This window comes from Desulfitispora alkaliphila (genome assembly GCF_050433185.1).
Taxonomy (GTDB): domain Bacteria; phylum Bacillota; class Desulfitisporia; order Desulfitisporales; family Desulfitisporaceae; genus Desulfitispora; species Desulfitispora alkaliphila.
Genome location: NZ_JBNPXS010000019.1, coordinates 1 through 19,715 on the forward strand (window position 1 = coordinate 1; position 19,715 = coordinate 19,715).

At 37.0% G+C, this 19,715-nt stretch carries 19 protein-coding genes; all 19 read right to left on the minus strand.

All coding sequences use genetic code 11. The annotated features are described in order from the left end of the window. Window positions 1-280: 280 nt before the first annotated feature. The 19 genes from hemL to GGQ84_RS08385 all read right to left on the minus strand — a co-directional run bounded on the left by hemL (window position 281) and on the right by GGQ84_RS08385 (window position 19,638). Window positions 281-1,570: a glutamate-1-semialdehyde 2,1-aminomutase gene (gene hemL, locus GGQ84_RS08295; protein WP_429161606.1), complete on the minus strand. Its 1,290-nt coding sequence runs from the start codon at window positions 1,568-1,570 to the stop codon at window positions 281-283. A gap of 25 nt (window positions 1,571-1,595) precedes the next feature. Continuing rightward, the gene (gene ahbB, locus GGQ84_RS08300; RefSeq protein ID WP_429161608.1) at window positions 1,596-2,069 is read right to left on the minus strand and encodes a siroheme decarboxylase subunit beta; all 474 of its coding nucleotides are present in this window, start codon (window positions 2,067-2,069) and stop codon (window positions 1,596-1,598) included. A gap of 2 nt (window positions 2,070-2,071) precedes the next feature. Then, on the minus strand, window positions 2,072-2,527 hold the full coding sequence (gene ahbA / locus GGQ84_RS08305; protein ID WP_429161610.1) for a siroheme decarboxylase subunit alpha: 456 nt from the start codon (window positions 2,525-2,527) through the stop codon (window positions 2,072-2,074). A gap of 4 nt (window positions 2,528-2,531) precedes the next feature. Then, on the minus strand, window positions 2,532-3,527 hold the full coding sequence (gene nirJ2, locus GGQ84_RS08310; RefSeq protein WP_429161611.1) for a putative heme d1 biosynthesis radical SAM protein NirJ2: 996 nt from the start codon (window positions 3,525-3,527) through the stop codon (window positions 2,532-2,534). Window positions 3,528-3,553: 26 nt separating this feature from the next. Next, on the minus strand, window positions 3,554-4,531 hold the full coding sequence (hemB, locus tag GGQ84_RS08315) for a porphobilinogen synthase (protein WP_429161613.1): 978 nt from the start codon (window positions 4,529-4,531) through the stop codon (window positions 3,554-3,556). 26 nt (window positions 4,532-4,557) lie between these two features. Further along, the gene (gene nirJ1 / locus GGQ84_RS08320; RefSeq protein ID WP_429161615.1) at window positions 4,558-5,730 is read right to left on the minus strand and encodes a putative heme d1 biosynthesis radical SAM protein NirJ1; all 1,173 of its coding nucleotides are present in this window, start codon (window positions 5,728-5,730) and stop codon (window positions 4,558-4,560) included. A 34-nt stretch (window positions 5,731-5,764) separates the two neighbouring features. After that, window positions 5,765-7,288 carry a uroporphyrinogen-III C-methyltransferase gene (gene cobA, locus GGQ84_RS08325; RefSeq protein ID WP_429161617.1) on the minus strand — a complete coding sequence of 508 codons (1,524 nt, stop codon included), beginning with the start codon at window positions 7,286-7,288 and terminating at the stop codon, window positions 5,765-5,767. Window positions 7,289-7,309: 21 nt separating this feature from the next. After that, window positions 7,310-8,233 (minus strand): hydroxymethylbilane synthase, encoded by a 924-nt coding sequence (hemC, locus tag GGQ84_RS08330; RefSeq protein ID WP_429161618.1) that lies wholly within the window; start codon window positions 8,231-8,233, stop codon window positions 7,310-7,312. 12 nt (window positions 8,234-8,245) lie between these two features. Continuing rightward, entirely contained in the window at window positions 8,246-9,535 is a 1,290-nt protein-coding gene (gene hemA / locus GGQ84_RS08335; RefSeq protein WP_429161620.1) for a glutamyl-tRNA reductase, read from the minus strand. Further along, on the minus strand, window positions 9,517-10,152 hold the full coding sequence (locus GGQ84_RS08340; protein ID WP_429161622.1) for a precorrin-2 dehydrogenase/sirohydrochlorin ferrochelatase family protein: 636 nt from the start codon (window positions 10,150-10,152) through the stop codon (window positions 9,517-9,519). The genes hemA and GGQ84_RS08340 overlap by 19 nt, the downstream gene beginning before the upstream one ends. A gap of 29 nt (window positions 10,153-10,181) precedes the next feature. Next, window positions 10,182-11,150, minus strand: coding sequence for a polyprenyl synthetase family protein (locus GGQ84_RS08345; protein ID WP_429161623.1), 969 nt, complete (start codon window positions 11,148-11,150; stop codon window positions 10,182-10,184). 24 nt (window positions 11,151-11,174) lie between these two features. Continuing rightward, window positions 11,175-12,239 carry a cyclic dehypoxanthinyl futalosine synthase gene (gene mqnC, locus GGQ84_RS08350; RefSeq protein ID WP_429161625.1) on the minus strand — a complete coding sequence of 355 codons (1,065 nt, stop codon included), beginning with the start codon at window positions 12,237-12,239 and terminating at the stop codon, window positions 11,175-11,177. A gap of 2 nt (window positions 12,240-12,241) precedes the next feature. After that, the gene (locus tag GGQ84_RS08355) at window positions 12,242-13,072 is read right to left on the minus strand and encodes a menaquinone biosynthetic enzyme MqnA/MqnD family protein (RefSeq protein ID WP_429161627.1); all 831 of its coding nucleotides are present in this window, start codon (window positions 13,070-13,072) and stop codon (window positions 12,242-12,244) included. Then, window positions 13,062-14,174 (minus strand): aminofutalosine synthase MqnE, encoded by a 1,113-nt coding sequence (mqnE, locus tag GGQ84_RS08360; RefSeq protein WP_429161629.1) that lies wholly within the window; start codon window positions 14,172-14,174, stop codon window positions 13,062-13,064. The genes GGQ84_RS08355 and mqnE overlap by 11 nt, the downstream gene beginning before the upstream one ends. Before the next feature lie 11 nt (window positions 14,175-14,185). Then, window positions 14,186-15,043 (minus strand): UbiA-like polyprenyltransferase, encoded by an 858-nt coding sequence (locus GGQ84_RS08365; RefSeq protein WP_429161631.1) that lies wholly within the window; start codon window positions 15,041-15,043, stop codon window positions 14,186-14,188. Beyond that, window positions 15,036-15,761 carry a polyprenyl synthetase family protein gene (locus tag GGQ84_RS08370; protein WP_429161633.1) on the minus strand — a complete coding sequence of 242 codons (726 nt, stop codon included), beginning with the start codon at window positions 15,759-15,761 and terminating at the stop codon, window positions 15,036-15,038. Before GGQ84_RS08370 ends, GGQ84_RS08365 begins: the two co-directional genes overlap by 8 nt. Window positions 15,762-15,946: 185 nt before the next feature. After that, entirely contained in the window at window positions 15,947-16,324 is a 378-nt protein-coding gene (speD, locus tag GGQ84_RS08375; RefSeq protein WP_429161635.1) for an adenosylmethionine decarboxylase, read from the minus strand. 75 nt (window positions 16,325-16,399) lie between these two features. Further along, a complete protein-coding gene (locus GGQ84_RS08380) occupies window positions 16,400-18,532 on the minus strand; it encodes a hypothetical protein (protein ID WP_429161637.1) in 2,133 nt (710 codons plus the stop codon). Beyond that, a complete protein-coding gene (locus tag GGQ84_RS08385; protein ID WP_429161639.1) occupies window positions 18,529-19,638 on the minus strand; it encodes a glycosyltransferase family 4 protein in 1,110 nt (369 codons plus the stop codon). The genes GGQ84_RS08380 and GGQ84_RS08385 overlap by 4 nt, the downstream gene beginning before the upstream one ends. Window positions 19,639-19,715: the final 77 nt, after the last annotated feature.

The window sequence follows — 19,715 nt, forward strand, 5'->3', positions numbered from 1 at the left end:
TCTTGGAGAATATACAAAGTGACTTCCCTCCTTGTGGGTTTTCTTGTTTTGTCACTTGAAAATTTCTCCACATTGGGGTGAAGTCCTTTTTTATGATATTGAAAACCTTATATATCAAGGGTTAATTAATTTGCAAAAGTCTCAAATAGGTATTTCCTGCTATTAAACACAGAAAAAAAGAAGACCCGTCATTAACGGGTCTTCTTTTTTAAGGAGGTCTTGATGAAGAAGTGAGTGTGTAACTATAGTATGGCCAACCTCCGCATATTTAAACGCTAAACTAAAGAAGTTTAAATACTTTTTTCGCTGCCGCTATAGTCTTTTCAATATCTTGATCCGAGTGAACTGTGGACATAAATGAAGCTTCAAATTGTGAAGGAGCTAGATATATGCCTTCTTTTAACATCATGTGGAAAAACTTATTAAACATTTCTAAATCTGATTTTGTTACCGCTTTAAAGCTATTTACTGGACCCTTAGTAAAGAAGATTGAGTACATGGCGCCAATGTGATTAAAGCTGCAATTCAAACCAGTTTCCTTAGCGGCATCCTTCAAGCCGGAGACAATTTTTTCAGTCTTTTGCTCTAAGTCTTCATAAACGCCTGGTTTTTGCAGTTCTTTAAGCGTAGCAATTCCAACAGACATAGCTAGTGGGTTACCAGAAAGTGTACCCGCCTGATAGATAGGCCCTGCTGGAGCTATGTATTCCATTATTTCTTTAGTACCGCCGTATGCCCCTACTGGAAGTCCACCACCAATTACTTTGCCTAAACAGGTGATATCAGGTTGTATATTAAACCTGGCTTGAGCACCTCCTAAGGCTACTCTAAAGCCACACATTACTTCATCGAAAATTAATAAGCTTCCGTAGTCGTTAGTAAGCTTCCGTAGTCCTTCTAGAAATCCGGGCTCGGGTGGAATACAACCCATATTACCAGCTACAGGCTCTAATATTATTGCAGCAATATTCTCTCCCTCTAATTCAAATATCTTCTTAACCATATCTAAGTCATTATAAGAAGCTGTTATTGTATTGTTGGCTATGTTTTCAGGTACACCGGGACTTGTAGGCTCACCTAGAGTTAATGCACCAGAACCAGCTTTAATTAGTAGCGAATCAGCGTGACCGTGATAACAGCCCTCAAATTTGACAATTTTACTTCGCTTTGTGTAACCTCTTGCCAGGCGCAGTGCACTCATAGTTGCTTCTGTGCCAGAGTTGACCATTCTAACCATCTCTATAGAGGGCATAATATCTATTAATAGTTCTGCCATCTCAGTTTCCAATTCAGTGGGAGCACCGAAGCTAGTTCCCTTCTGTAGGCAATCCTCTAAAGCTTTTACTGCAGATGGATGCAGGTGTCCTAATATTAACGGTCCCCAAGACGCCACATAGTCAACGTATTCATTTCCGTCTACATCATAAACTTTTGAACCTTTTCCCCTGTCAATAAAGACAGGATCCCCACCTACTCCTTTAAAGGCTCTAACAGGGCTGTTTACACCACCAGGTATTACTTTCTGTGCATCTTCAAATAAATTAACTGATTTTTGGTAACCATGATGCATGACATTAAACACTCCCTTATAAGAATTATTCTACAAAATACTTCATACTTGTCTTCTTAAGTTCTTTGGTGCTAAACAGTAGTTTGTAATTTTTCGCGTCTACCGCTTCATTTATTCTTTCTGCTATTTGATAACATTGTTCTTTAGTAGTTCCGTGAACCATGGTAAATAAATTATAGGGCCAGCCTGGATAAGTTCTGCGTTTATAGCAATGGGTTACCTCGGGAAATTGAGCCATTTTTTGACCCATGTCAAGTGCTTTTTCCTCTTCTACCTCCCAAACTACCATAGCGTTAGCCTTATAACCTGCTTCTCTATGTCGTAGGGCTGCACCAAATCTGCGAATTATCCCCTGCTCTTTAAGTAATCTAATCTTTTCTAATAGCTCTTCCTCACTTATGTCTAATGACTGAGCTATTTCCTTAAAGGGTTCAGGACTTAAGGGCAAATCTCCTTGTAGTTTTCTAATAATATCTTTATCTAATTCTGTTATATTCATGCTTACACCTCATTCAAATCAAAATTAACACTGATTTTAAACAACTTTTCAGAGGGCAAGCTGATAATACTCTCAGCTGCTGTACTTTCCCTCAATTCTTGGAGTACTCTTTCTGATTTTTCCTTTGATGAGACAATAAGCGTAAACCACATATTATAAGAGTGTTCCCGCAAATAATTATGGGTAACACCGTGAACGGAATTAATTGCTTCTGCCACTTCTTCTATTTTATCTTCAGGCACCTTAGCAGCGCATAAAGTACTATAGTAGCCAAGCTTGCGAGAGTCAAAAATTCCACCCATTCTTCTAATTAATCCTGCCTCTTTCATATCTGTAATTCTATTTATAACTTCTTCTTCGCTTATTCCCATCTCAGCTCCAATAATACTATAAGGCCTATTGTGGATGGGAAAGTCCTTCTGAATCATATTAATTATTTCTTTGTTGATTTCATCCATTTTCTTATACACCCTTTCGCCCATGATATAAGCACCAAGGTTCCTCCGCCATATAGTCACCATCATTATAAAAAGCAGCTCTAGCTCTACAGCCTCCGCATAATTTCTTATATCCACAGGAACCGCAACCGCCTTTATACGCCATTGTTCGAAGTTCCTTAAAGACGGGATTGTTTTCCCAAATTTCACTAAATGGAGTTTCTCTAACATTTCCTATTTCCAGATCCATGTAGGCACATGGTTGGACTTTTCCTTTAGGACCAATAATACAGTAAGAGGTTCCAGCCAAGCACCCCCTACCAAATCGCAGGTTAAGGCCCATTTGCTTTGCTATGCGCATAAACTGGGGTGCACAGGTGGGCTTTAATTCAATATCAACTTCCTGTTGCTTTTTCATAATTCGTTCTAATAACCGTTCATATTGCTCAGCCCTTAGGGATTCCTCTTCGATATTTTCAGCTCGGCCAGTGGGTACTAAAAAGAAGATGTGATGCGCAACTGCTCCTAACTCAACTGCCATATCGGTTAGAGCTTCCACTTCATTGTAGTTCCAATCCATTACAGTAGTGTGTATTTGAAAGGGAAGGCCAGCTTCTTTACAATTCTTCATTCCCTGAACTGCCTCTTCCCAAGCGCCTTTATAGCAGCGAAGTTTATCGTGTTTTTCCGGATCCACACTATCTAGACTAATACCCACACCCATAGTGCCCACTTCTTTTAGCTTTTGAGCTACTTCAGGGGTTATCATGGTTCCGTTGGTACCAAATACTGGTCGCAAGCCTAAACTAGTAGCATGGGCAACTAGCTCAAAAATATCGTCTCGCATAAAGGGTTCGCCGCCGCTAAAAATCATTATCTTAAATCCTGCTTTAGCAATTTCGTTCAGCAAGGCCTTTCCCTCTTCAGTATTTAACTCTTCTTCTGCCTTAGCTCCTGCATCCCTATAACAGTGATCGCAATACATATTACATGCATTTGTAGTATTCCAAGATATAATCATAGATCAACACCTCATAAATTTAGCAACTATTTCTGTAAAATATTTGCTATAGTCTTTGCGTGGTAAGTGATAATTATATCAGCACCAGCTCTTCTCATACTAGTTATCTTCTCTAATACCACTGCTTCTTCATCAATCCATCCATTTTGAGCAGCTGCTTTAATCATGGAGTATTCACCACTTACATTATAGGCTGCTACTGGGTAATTGAATTCCTGTTTGATAGTCTTTATTATATCAAGATACGAAAGAGCTGGCTTTACCATTACAATATCTGCACCTTCTGCTATATCTAATTCAGTTTCCCTTATTGCTTCCAATGTGTTAGCATTGTCCATCTGATATGTGCGTCTGTCGCCAAACTGAGGTGCCGACTGGGCCGCATCCCTGAAGGGACCGTAGAAGGCAGAAGCATATTTAGCAGAGTAAGCCATTATTGGTAGCTGCTCAAAAGAGTTGGCATCCAATACATCTCTAATGGCCCTTACTCTTCCGTCCATCATATCCGAAGGTGCTACCATGTCTGCTCCTGCCATAGCATGAGATAAAGCAGTCTGGGCTAACAGGTCTAATGTGGGGTCATTTAATATTTCTCCATTCTTTCCCACAAGCCCACAATGACCGTGGTCAGTAAATTCACATAGACATACATCAGTTATTACAGTAATTTCTGGCCTTTTTTCTTTGATTTTCTTTACTGCCAACTGCACGATACCATCGTCACTATATGCACCTGTGCCAACTGCATCTTTATGCTCGGGAATCCCGAAGAGAAGTACTGCTTTTATTCCCATACTGTAGACTTCCTCTACCTCTTTCACCAAGTGCTCAAGTGACAGTTGGTAGACCCCAGGCATGGATTTAACTTCTCTTTTAATATCCTCTCCCTCTACAACAAAAAGGGGATATACTAAATCATTTGTATCTAACTTTGTCTCTGCGATCATGTTTCTAAAAGTGCTGTTAGCTCGCAGTCTTCGCGGTCGGTACTGGGGAAAGTACACAAAAAACACCTCTCTTGTATTCTTGTTTATAGACCAATTTCGCTATCACTTAAATAGCATGCTGGATCTGATTCCCAGAAGTCTCCTGTAACAGCTTCTGCTCTAGCTCTAAAGTTACCATTACAGACGTGAAGCCAGCTACATTTAGAACAGCGTCCTTTTAATAAAGGCTTTCTATTTTTTAGACCTGCCAGTATAGGGTGGGACATGTTAGTCCATATTTCACTAAATGGCGTTTCCTTCACATTGCCAAAAGTATGGTTTTGGGTAAATTGATCAGGATGAACATTGCCCAAGCTGTCCACATTTGCAAAGGCTATTCCAGATCTATTACCTCCATTAATCTGCATCAACTCATAAACTTCTTCTGCTCTCTTAGGATCTATCTCCTTTAGCTTCATGTATAGATAAATGGAATCAGCGTGATTATCCACCGTTAAGATTTCTTTTTCAAGCCCTCGGCGATGGAAATCCATAGTTCTTTCCATTATTGTATCCATAGCTTTCCTACTCTCTTCATGGGAGATATCCTCTTTTATCATCTCACTACCTCTCCCAGAATAAACTAGGTGATAGAAGCAAACTCTATTGATATTATGCTCTTCAATTAAATCAAAAATCTGATCCAGGTCATTGTAATTGTGCTTATTAATTGTAAAGCGTAGTCCTACGCGTTGCCCCACAGCAACACAATTTTCAATTCCTTGAAGCGCTGCATCAAAAGCACCTTCTTTACCTCTAAACTTGTCATTAGCTTCCCTGAGACCATCTAAGCTTATACCCACATAGCCTACACCTATTTCCTTAAGTTTTTGGGCTACTTTTCGGGTTATTAAAGTACCGTTTGTAGATACAGTAGGCCTGATATTGTGTTTAGCAGCGTGTTCAGCTAAGTGGAAAAAATCTTCTCTTATCAAAGGTTCCCCGCCGGAGAATAGCAAAACAGGTACCTTAAACGCACAAAGGTCATCAATAAACTTTAACGCCTCTTGATGAGTTAATTCTCCTTCGTATTGTTTGTTTTCAGAATTCATGTAACAGTGCCTACACTTTAAATTGCAAGTTCTGGTCATATTCCAAGCAACCACAGGCCCATAACCGTCGCTGGTACCATGTACTGTATTCTTTGCTCCTTTTTTATAGCGCAGGGTATCCCCAAAATTACTAGTTCCCAGCAAAAATTTAGTAATACTAATCATATAAGCCTCCACCTTTCCAGAACACAGTTATTCTCTAATCATTTGTAATAGAGCGGACTGCTTCTACAAGTCCATCTATTGTATATTCCTTAGCTTCAATATCTACATTTACCCCTAGCTCTTTAGCTGTTGAGGATGTAATAGGTCCTATAGATGCTACCTTAACTCCGTTTAAAAGTTCTTTTAGTTCATTTCCGCTGACATTTAGCATACTGATAAAGTTCTTTACAGTAGAAGAGCTGGTAAATGTTAATACTGTAATATCTCCGTTTTCCAAAAGCTCCTTTAAATGGTGGGCAGAAGTATCGTTGAGTGCATTTTTATATGCAACTACATCGTCTACAACGGCTCCTAACTCACTTAATGCTTCTGGTAAAATCTTCCTGGCTATATCAGCTCTAGGTAGCAAGATCTTATCCCCTGAATTAATTTTATTCTTTAATCCCTCTATAATGATCTCTGCTTTATATTCTCCTGGAATATAATCGGCGATTATTCCTCTCTCAGTTAAAAGTTCCATAGTCTTTGGTCCAACAGCACAAATTTTTGCCTGGTATAAAGAACGAATGTCAATTCCCTTGAAAGCCATTCGCTTAAAGAAGTACTTTACTCCATTGACGCTGGTGAATACAATCCATTTATATTCTTGAATTTGATCAAGTGCCTTATCCAATTGTTCATAATCAGGCTCTTCAATCTTAATGGTAGGAAATTCAAAGGGTTCTCCCCCTAAATCTTCAATTCGCTTTGCTAGATCACTTGCTTGATTTCTAGATCTAGTGACAACAACTCTTTGTCCAAATAGTGGCTTATCCTCAAACCACTTCAGTTTTTCACGTAGCTGGACAACTTTTCCAACAATTATGATAGCTGGGTTCTTAAATTTATTCTCTTTACTTTTTTGTACAATATCTTCTAAAGTTCCAGTTAATGTTTCCTGTTCTGGTCTAGTTCCCCATCTAACTAAAGCAACCGGAGTGTCACTGCTACGACCATTTGCTGTTAACTTTTCTACTATTTTGGGAAGATTAGACATACCCATCAAAAATACTAAAGTGCCATGTGCAGTAGCTATTTTGCTCCAATCTATACTAGAATCTTCTTTATTAGGGTCTTCATTTCCTGTAATTACTGCAAAAGACGATGTAAAGTCTCTATGGGTTACAGGGATACCAGCATAAGCTGGAACAGATATAGCTGAAGTTATCCCAGGAACTATTTCAAATTTAATATCGTTTTCCAGTAAGACTTCTGCTTCTTCACCACCCCGGCCAAAAACAAATGGATCGCCACCTTTTAGCCTTGTCACTATCTTGTTTTCTTTAGCCTTATCTACTATTGCTTGGTTAATCTCAGTTTGAGTTAATGTATGTCTATCGGGCGATTTACCTACATATATTAGCTCCACATCTTCACTTGCATGCTGTAGTAATCGCCTATTTGCCAATCTATCATAAATAATAACTTCTGCCTTTTTTATAGCTTCTAATCCCTTAACAGTTATTAAGCCCGGATCTCCAGGTCCAGCACCTACTAAATAAACCATTCCCGTTCCCATGTTATTCCCCTTTCTAGTCCATTAATTTCTAATTTGTCTTAATATATCTAATGCTCCTGATGCTATTAAGCTTTCAGCTAATGCTATGCCCAATTCTTCTGGAGAAGCTACTGGTCCCCTTTTTGATTCTCGGATTAGCTCTTTGCCATCAACACTTCCCACAAAACCTGATAATACAATTTGATCATTATCAATATATGCATGAGCTCCAATGGGTATCTGGCAGCCACCTTCAAGGGTTTTCAGCATTGCTCGTTCAGCTCTAACAGCCAGAGAAGTGTCACGATCATTTAATACAGAAACTACTTCACTTATAAAATCATCCCCTGCCCTTGCTTCTATCCCTAGGGCACCTTGGCCTACTGCTGGCAAAAATTTATCAATATCTAATTTTTCAGTAATTTTACTTGCCCAATCCAGACGCTCTACTCCTGCTGCAGCTAGAATAATGGCATCGTAATTACCCTCTTCCAGTTTTCTCATTCTAGTGTTTAAATTTCCCCTTATATCTTTAATTTTAAAATCAGGTCGTTGGTTGTTTATTTGAGATTGTCTTCGCAAACTACTAGTACCAATCACAGCACCCTCAGGTAAATCTTTTAGCTTAACTCCAGTTTTTGAGATAACAACATCTCTAGGGTCATGTCTCTCAGTAATTGCTGAAACCACTAACCCATCTGGTAGCACGGTAGGTAAATCTTTCATACTGTGTACAGCAAAGTCGATAGTGTTATCGAGCATTGCCACTTCAAGCTCTTTAGTAAAAAGACCCTTATCTCCTATCTTAGACAATGCTACATCTAAAATTTTATCACCTTGAGTTTTTATTGGCTTTACTTCAATATCTAAATGTGGATGTGCTTCCTCTAGTTTTTTCTTAACCCACTTTGTTTGCCACATAGCTAGGTTGCTATCTCTTGTGCCTATAATAACTTTTTTAGACATACGCTCCTCCTTTTAGTTTTTATTCTTCTGTCCCTTAACATCTAAACCGTGAAGGTTTTGCATAATCTCAGTGTACAAATGACCTTGACTAGTATCGGCGTACTCCTTTAGGTTTACTATAGGGTCATGTAATAATTGATTGACAATGGAATTAGATAGTGCACCAATTATATTTTTTTCTCTTTCTGTAAGAGTTCCAAATTTATTAAAAGCCTTTTGCATTTCAGTTTTCTTAATTTGTTCGCCTTTTTCTTTCAGAGCCACAATCGTAGGAACAACAAATAATGAATTAACCCACTTAAGAAACTGGCTAAGCTCATCTTCAATAATAATTTCAGCATTTTTAGCGGCTTCTTTTCGTTCAGCTAAATTGTTGTCTACTACATTTTGCAGGCTGTCTATATCATATAAACTTACACCATCAATCTTACCCACATCAGGGTGAATGTCCCTAGGAACAGCAATATCTATCATGAAGAGCTTTTTGCCCTTTCTTTCTCCTAACATTACTTCTTCCACTTTCTCTTTATCAATAATATATTTGGGTGAAGCAGTACAACTAATAATTATATCAGCATTTTTCATATGCTCAAAAAGCTCATCAAAGCGAACTGCATTACCACCAAATTCATGAGCTAACTCTACTGCTCTGTCGTAGGAGCGGTTTGATACTAATACAGAACTAACTCCGTTTGCTACTAAATGTTTTGCGGTAAGCTCACTCATTTCTCCTGCACCGATAATCAAAGTTGAAAAACCTGTTAAGTCTCCAAATAGTTGTTTTGCTAATTCCACAGCTGTATAGCTAATTGAAACAGGGGTCTTGTCAATAGCAGTTTCTGTTCGTACTCTCTTCCCAACAGTAATAGCATTTTGGAATAGAGTATTAAGCACATTATTACTCACTTTATGCTCACATGCAAGTTGGTAAGCTTCTTTTACTTGTCCCAATATTTGAGTTTCACCTAATACCATTGAATCCAAACCTGCTGCCACTCTAAACAAGTGCCTGATTGCATTTTCACAGGTGGGTGTATACAGGTAATGCTTAATATCTGCAATGTCTTCTTCCAAGTAGTTATCAATAAAATTGTATACAGCTTTTAGACCTGCATCTACATCAGTAACAGCTGCATAAAACTCTGTACGATTGCATGTGGAGAGAATTGCACAGCCGTATATATCCTGTGATGAGTGCAAGTCACCTAGGGCTGTTTCGATTGTCCTAGAAGAAAAAGCAAGTCCTTCCCTTATTTCGACGGGAGCAGTTTTGTGATTTAGACCTACAACAACGATAAACATTTGTTAACTCTCTCCTTTGCCAGTGTATAATTACCTGCTTCAATTAATTCTAAAACACCGAGTTCCAAAACTTCTCTAAAAATCATTTTTCTAATGCTAGGATCGTTACATTCGCTCATAACTCTTACTCTTACCATCTTAAGGATATTAATGTATTCTTCATATTCAGGCCCATAATTTAGCTCTAAATCTTTTTTGATTTTTCGAGCTAGCCCAGGGCTTGCCCCTCCTGTTGTAATACTGATAGTCAAGTCTCCTCGGTGTAAGGCGGATGGTACAATGAAGCTAGACATATCTGGGTCATCTACAACATTAACCAGAATATTGTGTTGATCACATTCTCTGGCAGCTTCTTGGTTTACTTCCTTGATGTCAGTAGCACAGATGGCTAAGAAAAAATTGCTCATATCTCCATAAGCGTAGGGTCGCTTTAGTACTTTCAATTTCCCCTTAGATCTGAGAATCTCTATTTCTGTAGTTATATCAGGACTAATCACCGTTACTTTGGCACCAGCACTGACAAGTTTTTTGATCTTTCTCTCTGCAACTTCCCCTCCACCCACTACCACGCAGGGCTTGTTTTCTAGTTTTGAGTGCATAGGGTATACTTTTGTCATGCTATCATTTCCTTTGCTATAGGGTATCATTAAAATTGTCGTTTTCCTATTTGTTCAGCAATATAATTAAAAGCCTTTTTAGCTTTAGTGTCTGGTAAATGGAGTAAATTGTTCTTTGCTTTTTCTAAAAACTTAAAGCTTATTTCATTAGCATATTCTATCCCTTTATTGTCCTTTATAAATCCAATGGCCTGCTGTATTTCAACATCTGTCTTATTTTTCTTAGCTATAAGTTCCCGAAATTCAAGATCTTTGGGGGAATTTTGTAGAGCACAGATAATTGGCAAGGTAATAATGCCTTGGCGCAGGTCACTGCCAACTTGTTTTCCGAATTTAGTATTCTTTGCTGTTAAATCCAATATATCATCAGTAATCTGAAAAGCCATTCCTAAATTATGGGCGTAACGACTTAGGGCATTGACAGTACTGGTAGGGGCGCCACTAACTATTGAGCCTAGTTTACAACTAGCTGAAATTAAAAGGGCCGTTTTTCTGTTTATTCGATAAAAATAATCTCTAATTGTTTGATCTGCATCATAGGCTGATATAATTTGCTGTATTTCTCCTTGACACATTTTTACGCTCACCTTAGCTAGAGTTTTAGAAATGCGCGGATCACTATAATTTGATACTAGCACTAGGGAACGGGCTAGGAGAAAGTCTCCAGTATGGATTGATATTTTATTTCCCCACTTGGCCTTTACTGTAGGAATTCCCCTTCGGGTGAGGGAAGTATCTACCACATCGTCGTGAACTAATGTAGCCATATGAATCATTTCTAATGCCACTGCTAGTGGCATCATACGTTCTAGGTTATAATTATAAAACTTACCAGCTAATAGCGCAAAAGCAGGTCTCAATCGTTTGCCCCCTGCTTTTAATAAATGAGAAGAAGTTTCAGTTAAGAAGTCATCACTGGCACATACCTGTTGTTCTAACTCTTCTTCTACTAATTTTAAATCATTTTTCACTTCTGCAAATACTACCCACGATTTCATTTTGTGCCACCTGCTTCTTTAATACTAAAATCTTTTTAATATATTATAAAAGGTATTTCTCTGAGCGGGCTGAAAGCCTGCAATTCTTATTGAGTTAATTATTTCATCTATCAAAACATTATTTGTTACACCAGCTGCTCGAACGACGTTTTCTTCCAACATGGTTCCACCAAAGTCATTAGCACCAAAAAACATGGCTGTTTGAGCTACTTTAGACCCTTGTGTTACCCATGAGGCTTGAATATTAGGTACATTATCTAACAGTATGCGAGAAATAGCAACCATTTTCAAGTATTCTACCGATGTTGCGGCAACTCCTCCTAGATAAGTATTATTGGGCTGAAAGCTCCAGGGAATAAATGCTGTAAATCCTTGTGTTTCATCCTGTATATCACGTATTTTAATCAGATGTTCTACTCTCTCAGATAAAGTTTCTATACTGCCAAACATCATAGTAGCTGTAGTTTTAAATCCTACTTGATGAGCAGATTTCATTATATTAAGCCAAGAGTCAGCGGAAATCTTATCTTGACTAATTTTCTCTCGAACCCTATCAACTAAAATTTCAGCTCCACCACCGGGAATAGAGTCAAGTCCAGCTGCTTTTAAATGAAGTAAAATTTCCTTAACAGGTCGATTAGCCATAAGAGCCATATGTTTAATTTCTGGTGGTGAAAAGGAATGAATATGGATCTGATACTTAGCCTTTATTTTTTTTAATAGGCTTGCATAATAATTAAGTCCCAGTTCAGGGTGGAGTCCACCTTGGATTAGAAGTTGAGTCCCCCCCTGAGCAATAGTTTCATCTATTTTATGAAATAATTCCTTGTCTGTAAGAATATAAGCATCGTTCTCCCCTTGATTTCGGTAAAATGCACAAAACTTGCATTTTACCGTACAGACATTTGTATAGTTAATGTTTCGGTCAATTACAAAGGTGATTATTTTTTCCTTATGAACTCTTTGTTTTCTCACATTAGCAATTTGCCCTAGAGTCAATAACTCTCCATTTTCTAATAGGAATACACCTTCTTCTAAGCTGAGTCGAGCACCAGAGAGGGCTTTTTGATAGATGTCGTTACAGTTCATATCTAATCACTCCAAAAATTTAGATCATATCTTTTATCTAAAATCCCTATTTTGCTTGCATAGTAATAAAATAATTTTAATCCTTCAATATGCCTGTTCCCGAGATCATATTGAATAGTACTATAATAGTCTCTAATAATTTTTTCTTCAAAAGGATAGTTGGATTCTGCGGTTTTAATTAAGAACTCTTTTTGCTCCAGCTGCCACTGTTTCGCCTGCTCTAACCCAGTAATAGTAGCAGAAAACTTTTCTGATAAACTCGTACTCATACTTTCTTTAACCACCCACAGAGCATATACCATAGGAAAACCTGTAAACCGATACCAAAGTTCACCTAAGTCCAAGATATGGTACTGATTTGACAGCACTTTACCCTTAAGAGCATCATCTCCTATTAAAAGAGCCGCATCATGATTTGTGAGCATTTCATCTAAATCTGGCTTTTCAGGCATATAGGTGGCTTCAACCCCCAAGGCCTCCTGCATGAGTATCTTCAATAATACAACAGATGTAGCTGATGATGTTGTTACGGCAATACTCTTTCCCTGTAGCTCTTTAAAGTCAACTTTACTAAATAGCAAGATGCTCATTACAGTTCCCTCAGCACTAATGGATAAGTTAGGCACAACCTTGCAAATATTCCAATTACGTGCGTATTCTATTGAAGAAATTGGAGTGATATTAATTGCATCTGAAATAAATTCCCTATTGAGTAAGGATGGTGGCCCTTTTTTAATCTCACAGGGAGTAGAGATAATATCTTGTTCTATAGGATAATAAATTGGAAAACAGTTAAGATAATCAACCTTTCCAAGAACAACTTTATGACTCATGAAAATCCTCCTGGATAACATTGTAAAGAGTATCCCTTTCTACTGGAACTTTTCCAGCTTTTCTAATTAAGTTGAGGATTTCTCGCTTGGTCATGCCCTGTCCAGTTTCAGCACCTGCTGCATGAGTTATTTTTTCCTCAATAACAGTTCCATCAATATCATCTACTCCGAAGCTCAATGAAATTTGCGCCAACTTAGGACCAACCATAATCCAGAAGGCTTTAATATGATCAAAGTTGTCCAGCATTAGTCTGGACACAGCTAACATTTTAAGGTCTTCAAATCCTGTAGTTTTTAAGATTCCCTTGTCCTCTAGACCTGTATTTTTGGGGTGAAATGCCAGAGGTATAAATGTCATAAATCCCCCTGTTCTGTCTTGTAATTCTCGCAGTTTAAGAAGATGATCAATTCGCTCTTCTGCAGTTTCTATATGTCCATATAGCATGGTAGCGTTACTTCTCATACCAATTTTGTGAACAGACTCCATTACCTTTAGCCATTCTTCGCCACTTATTTTCTTATGGCACAACTGCTCCCGCACTCTAGGAGAGAACACCTCAGCTCCCCCACCTGGTAGAGAACCTAGACCTGCACTGCGAAGTTGTTTAAGGACATCTTCATAGGTAGTCTCCAGTTGCTTGGCAAAATAAGCAATCTCTACTGCAGTAAATGCTTGAATATGAGTATTTGGTAAGATTGCTTTAACTAGTCGCAACATTTCTAAATAAAAGTCAAAGGACAAGTCAGGGTGTAACCCTCCTACAATGTGAACCTCCGAAACACGAGTATCAACTACCTCTTTTGCTCGAGCTTCAATTTCATCTAAGGTCATTAGGTAGGCAGTTTCATGTTTCTCATCCACGCCAAAAGCGCAAAATTTGCACTCATTGACACAAATGTTGGTATGGTTAATATGTCGATTATGAATAAAGTAGGCTTTGTTTCCATTTTTCTTTTGTCGCACATAATCAGCCATTTGGCCAATGGCAAGCAAATCGTTGGAGTTCATTAGCTTAATACCATCTTCCTTAGTTAATCGCTGACCTGCTACAACTTTTTTTGCGATACCGGCTAATTCAGAATTACTAAACAAATCCATCATATGAAATCACCTCATTTAATTATCAAATCAATTAGAGTAAATACAAACATAACTACGCTTAGGTAGCCGTTCATATTGAAGAAAGCCATATCAATTTTCGTTAAATCATTAGGGCGTACTAAACTGTGTTCATACAGTAACAGTGAAATGGCAATTAATACCCCTACATAATAAATAATACCAAAATTCATTATCAAACCAATTATAACAAACATAGCAGGAGCAATAATGTGAAATAATTTTGAAATAATTAAGGCTTTTTCTAAACCAAATTCTACTGGAATGGAGTGTAATTTATTTTCTTTATCAAACTCCCAGTCTTGACAGGAGTATATAATGTCAAACCCTGCAACCCAACTCGCCACAGCAATAGCTAATATAACACCGGGTAAGTTGATTTTCCCAGTAATTGCAACCCAACTCCCTAATGGTGCTAGACCGATAGCAATTCCAAGTACTATGTGGCATGTCCAAGAGATGCGCTTCATATAGGAATATATTACTAAAACAAATACTGCAATTGGCATTAACTTAACACAGAGTGGATTGAGCATAGTCGCTGCTAAAAAGAGTACTGCAAAAGAAATTATGGTGTATGCCCATACTTCTATAGTAGAAATTGCACCACTGGGAATAGCCCTTTGAGCAGTCCTGGGGTTTAGTTTGTCAATATGTCTGTCAATTAAGCGATTTAAAGCCATAGCAGCTGTTCTAGCACCTACCATGGCTACGGTTATCCAAAATAATTTATCAACTGGTGGCAATCCACCAACTGCCATAAATGCGCCTAAATAAGCAAAAGGTAGAGCAAAAATAGTGTGTTCAAACTTAATCATTTCTAAAAACACTAAAAATTTATTTTTAGACAATGTTACCACTTCCCAATTTATTTATTGTCAAAAAATCTATAATTGCAGTTATATTATCCCTTATTTCAATGCTATTTAATTGTTGTATTAACTGTTTGGCATTAAGTAAATATTTATCTAATTCTGGGAAAGAATATTCAGATTTTTTAGCTTGGATATAAACTCCAATGTTTAGACCTATTTCTTCTGCCCTGAGCTGATCTTTATGATTTAAACCACCCCAATGAGCACCTAACTTACAACATATAGAAATAAAGTTTCCATATTCCTTTATTAAAATGTCTTCGTCCAAGCAGTTACCTTTCCCACGCAATTTGTCAATTTTAGCTTGATGAATATCGCAAATAATCTCTCCTAAGGGCTTTAAAAATTCTAGATAGTTGGCATTGCAAAGAGCTAAATAGAACTTTCCATATAATAAATCTCCAACTAAAATTTGTCCAGCACTATTGGAATCTTCAGTAACATCGTCGTGTACATTAGTAGACATTCCAATCAGATGTACTACTGAAGCTAATTCGGCCAAGTTTTCTTCCAGTTCTTCTCCAGTATCATTGTAAGCAAAAGCCAATAATAGTGCAGTTGGGATACAGTCTTCAAAAGCTCTATAATTAAAAAAATCAACTATATCTTTGCCGTTATATTTCATTTCGTCATTAATCTTCGTCTGTATCTGGCTTATTTGAGGTCTAAGCCTATCAATAGCCCTTTGTTCCATAGTTATCCCCCTAAATATTTGTTGCAACTTGTACTTATTTCGATATATATGCTTATTTTCCTCTATCTATTTACAAAGTAATCTTGTCCCGTGTAATTAAATAAGCCTTACAACACACTCTATCGTATTGCAAGGCTCAAATTATCCTTTTGATTTTTTATAATACCCTATAATAAAAATCCCTCCTAAAGGTTTACAGCCTCTTTTGAGGATTGCTCAATCATACCTCTTTTCACTTCGTTCGCTGTCATATGTCCTGCTTGAAAGTTTGTAGTCAAGTAATTACAAGCATTCCAAGGATCTACTTTATCTCCACAAGTAAACACATCAACTGCTGCATAACCAAGTTCTGGCCAAGTATGAATTGCCAAATGCGATTCAGAGATAACTACTACTCCACTGACACCTTGAGGACTAAACTTATGAAAAACAAATTCCCTCACTTCAGCACCAGCTTCTAATGCTGCATTCACCATAATCTCTTCTACCTTTTTAAGATCATTTAGAATTTCAAACTTACAACCATAAATCTCTGCTATCACCTGACGACCCAATGAGTTCAATTATCATTCCTCCTTCTATGGATGTTAAACTGCCAAATAAAATTTTAGCATAATTTATTTGTTTGTCAATCATTTTTAAGAGGAAAACTCTCTTAAACACAAGTAAAATGCTGGTATACCACCATATATCATCATAGTAGCCGCTGCTACTATACCAGAGTCGTTTAAGAGCAATGTAGCCAAAGATGCGGCAAATATACAGCTTACAGAGATTTTAATTTCTGGGTACTTATTCATGATTCTCGACAAATAGCTTTTATTATTATAACTCAAGAAAATGAGACTTATTACAAACACGAGAAAGACTCGTGTCCAATTTGTGTATTTTATTAACTTTATATTCATGGACCATTTCCTCATAGCTATGTGGAACAGTTCACTTATTCCTTCATTTTTAATCATGGTGGCAGTTCTGCCAATATGTGATTGCGTTTCTACAGAGCGAGCTAAATCGTAGTTAAAGAGAACTACCAATGCCAAAAGGCCTATTCCCCCTATAGCGGCAAATTTAGTTGCTGTTAACTGGACTCCTAATAATAAAAAAGAGAACAATCCAAATCCAAAAACAGAGGTTACAGCACCACCCACATTAGTTCCATAACTAGGGTGTCCAATAATGGCGCTTATAAATACTAATGCACCTACAATGAAGTACTTATTTAAATTAGGAAAAAAGTATACTAGTAACCCTGAAGAAATTATAGTTGAACCTATTAACACTCCCATATATTCATTGCCAACTCCATAGTATCTAGCACCTGCAATGGCATCGTAACCTAACAGTGACTGTTTGATAAGATAGTTACCTGACAACAAATCTCCCATCAATGCAATTACAGTAATTGTTGTTAGCATTAGAATGCCTGCTAATTTTTTTCTCACTTCTAAATAAAAAGCCGAGAGCACCAGAAGGGCAATAAGTAAAAATAACATTACCCAAAAAAGAATAGGATTTACTGAAAATGGAGCAGCTAGCAGAAAGACTAAAGGCATGGACAAAAGTCCCATTAACAATCCGTACATATATTTAATCCATTTGCCCTTAAATCCACGTATTAGCGTTACTAAAAATAGTAATACTACAATAATCTGTCCAAAGACATACGTCTTAATAACAGGTGGTCTAGTGTTATAAATGAATATTAATTGTTCATTTAAAGCTGTAACTTGACCAAATGTTTTTTCAGGTTCCACTGTAGAAATGGCTGTTATTATTCTGCCGACCATTTCATTCTCAAGAGAAAAATGACTTAAAATAGTAGGTGCAATATCAGATAGAGTTACTATCCCCTCTCTTTTTGTAGTAGGGGAAGTTATTATTCCACCTTCTGTAAAATCACTACCCCAAATTAAAATAGGCGTCATAAAATTTCTTCGAGATGCTTCTCCGGTTTCAGGAACAGCTGCTGTAACAATCAATAAGTCATTTGAGCTATCTAAAATATTATTCTTTAAAAATTCAACATACCGTTCTAAATCAACAATAAATTCATTCCGAAATTCATTAAATTTATGTTTACTTAGAAAAGCCTTCTTATCATTAAGATATAATAAGTCGCTAATTTGAACAACAGTTAAACTATTTATAGGATACTCCACCTGATTCCATAACTTTTCTAGATTAGTTCTTCTAATCCCGTTGATTTCAGTGTAGAGGTCCGCAGAAATATTTCCCTTGGTTGTACCATTAGAACTGATAACTACATTGGCTATACTTCGATCTATGGTGTTAAAATCTGCATTTCCATATACATATGCTTCAATCCCATTTGTTGTTAGTATATCCCCTAATGTTTTCTCCAAGAAATTGTTTTCAGCTTTGATTTGGTTAATGCCCAAGTGGAATATATTTACGCCAGGGGGGCTGTGGTCAATCCATTTTTGATATAATTCATGAGCTGAGGAAGTTGTATACTTCTCCCAAGAATTAAATGCTAATCCACTATTATTTCCACCGGTAGCCCCTCTGCCTAATCCTATAGTCAAAAAAGCATTATTTCTAGTGCGTCTCCCTCCGGTTGCTGTATTCAGTAATCCATAAGACCCAGTTTCCATTAAATTTGTATTTGCAATTACCTGATGGGTCAATTCATCAACGATTAATATAACTGCTCTTTTTTCTTCTGCCTGAACTGCTGAAACTTGTCCCTGACACAGAAAAAGGGTAGTGAACATGAACATTATCAGAACTGTTAGCTTTAATTTCATAAATTCACCTTCTTCATGACCTTTTCATATATTCTCTTAGTATTTGCAACCATCAGTTCACTAGTAAATCTATCAACTGCTTTGGATTGAGCATTTATGCTAGTTTTACCGCGCAAATCACTATCCACAAGCAACTGTTCGATACCTTCTCCTAGTTGTTCCACATTATTTGGTTCTACCAAAATTCCTGTTTCTCTATGGTCTATTAATTCAACCAAGCCTCCTGTATTTGTTGCCACAATTGGCTTTTTAGCCATCATAGCTTCTATAGTAGCTATGGATAGACCTTCACTTCTTGAAGGCATCACAAAAATATCTATCTTTTCTAGACATTTTGTTGTTTCTTGCTGCCAACCAGTAAAGTAGATAGATTCAGTTAGATTTAGTGACTTTACAAGTTGCCTTAGAGCCTCTTCGCGAGGTCCTGATCCAACTATAATAAGCTCTAAATAACTAAATTTATGTTTAAGTTGAGAAAAGGCCCTTATCAGTATATCAATTCCCTTTTCACTAGAAAGCCTGGCCACTGTACCAATGATTTTTGCTCTTTTTTCACTAACAGAATAGCGCTCATTAGGACTTAAACTCTGGTTTACATCAACTCCATTATATATAACAGATACTTTTTCCTTCCTTTTTAAATTAATATGATTTTTTAGGGCATTTGATACGGTTATGATATGGTCACTTCTTCTATATAATAAATCCATTCCAAACCTAACTATTGGATTATTAAATTTTTTTGGATAGAAGTTATGTAAAGTAGTTATAACCTTTACTTGTTTGTTGCTAAGATGCAAAGCAGCTTTACCTATAATATCTATTTTATATCCATGGGTATGCATTATATCAACTTGGTAGCTGTTGATTATTTTACTTATCCTTTTAATAAGTTTTATTTTATTTAGTGTTTTATTATCCCAACCTAGTGGAATGAAAGAATGCTCAAATATCAACAGAGCTTGTTCAAGCTCTTTGCTGGGTGGTGCAACAACAATAGCCCTGTATTTATTTTTATCTAGTCCCTTTATAAGCGTTATTACGTGGTCTTTTATACCTCCTTGAGAAGGAGGCAGTAAATATAAACAGGTCATTTTTCTATTCATATTATTAATATACCCTTATGAAAAAAAAGAATAACTAAAAACAAAAAACTAGCTCTTTTTTAGAAAAAGAGCTAGTT

Bases quoted from the DNA above. Each gene is read 5' to 3' on its own strand.
- ahbB (WP_429161608.1), bottom strand. From the start codon at position 2,069: ATGAATATAACAGAATTAGATAAAGATATTATTAGAAAACTACAAGGA.
- ahbA (WP_429161610.1), bottom strand. From the start codon at position 2,527: ATGGATGAAATCAACAAAGAAATAATTAATATGATTCAGAAGGACTTT.
- GGQ84_RS08385 (WP_429161639.1), bottom strand. From the start codon at position 19,638: ATGAATAGAAAAATGACCTGTTTATATTTACTGCCTCCTTCTCAAGGA.
- cobA (WP_429161617.1), bottom strand. From the start codon at position 7,288: ATGGGAACGGGAATGGTTTATTTAGTAGGTGCTGGACCTGGAGATCCG.
- hemA (WP_429161620.1), bottom strand. From the start codon at position 9,535: ATGTTTATCGTTGTTGTAGGTCTAAATCACAAAACTGCTCCCGTCGAA.
- hemL (WP_429161606.1), bottom strand. From the start codon at position 1,570: ATGCATCATGGTTACCAAAAATCAGTTAATTTATTTGAAGATGCACAG.
- GGQ84_RS08345 (WP_429161623.1), bottom strand. From the start codon at position 11,150: ATGAAATCGTGGGTAGTATTTGCAGAAGTGAAAAATGATTTAAAATTA.
- nirJ2 (WP_429161611.1), bottom strand. From the start codon at position 3,527: ATGATTATATCTTGGAATACTACAAATGCATGTAATATGTATTGCGAT.
- nirJ1 (WP_429161615.1), bottom strand. From the start codon at position 5,730: ATGATTAGTATTACTAAATTTTTGCTGGGAACTAGTAATTTTGGGGAT.
- GGQ84_RS08355 (WP_429161627.1), bottom strand. From the start codon at position 13,072: ATGAGTCATAAAGTTGTTCTTGGAAAGGTTGATTATCTTAACTGTTTT.
- GGQ84_RS08380 (WP_429161637.1), bottom strand. From the start codon at position 18,532: ATGAAATTAAAGCTAACAGTTCTGATAATGTTCATGTTCACTACCCTT.
- hemC (WP_429161618.1), bottom strand. From the start codon at position 8,233: ATGTCTAAAAAAGTTATTATAGGCACAAGAGATAGCAACCTAGCTATG.
- mqnE (WP_429161629.1), bottom strand. From the start codon at position 14,174: ATGATGGATTTGTTTAGTAATTCTGAATTAGCCGGTATCGCAAAAAAA.
- GGQ84_RS08370 (WP_429161633.1), bottom strand. From the start codon at position 15,761: ATGGAACAAAGGGCTATTGATAGGCTTAGACCTCAAATAAGCCAGATA.
- GGQ84_RS08340 (WP_429161622.1), bottom strand. From the start codon at position 10,152: ATGACAAAAGTATACCCTATGCACTCAAAACTAGAAAACAAGCCCTGC.
- mqnC (WP_429161625.1), bottom strand. From the start codon at position 12,239: ATGAACTGTAACGACATCTATCAAAAAGCCCTCTCTGGTGCTCGACTC.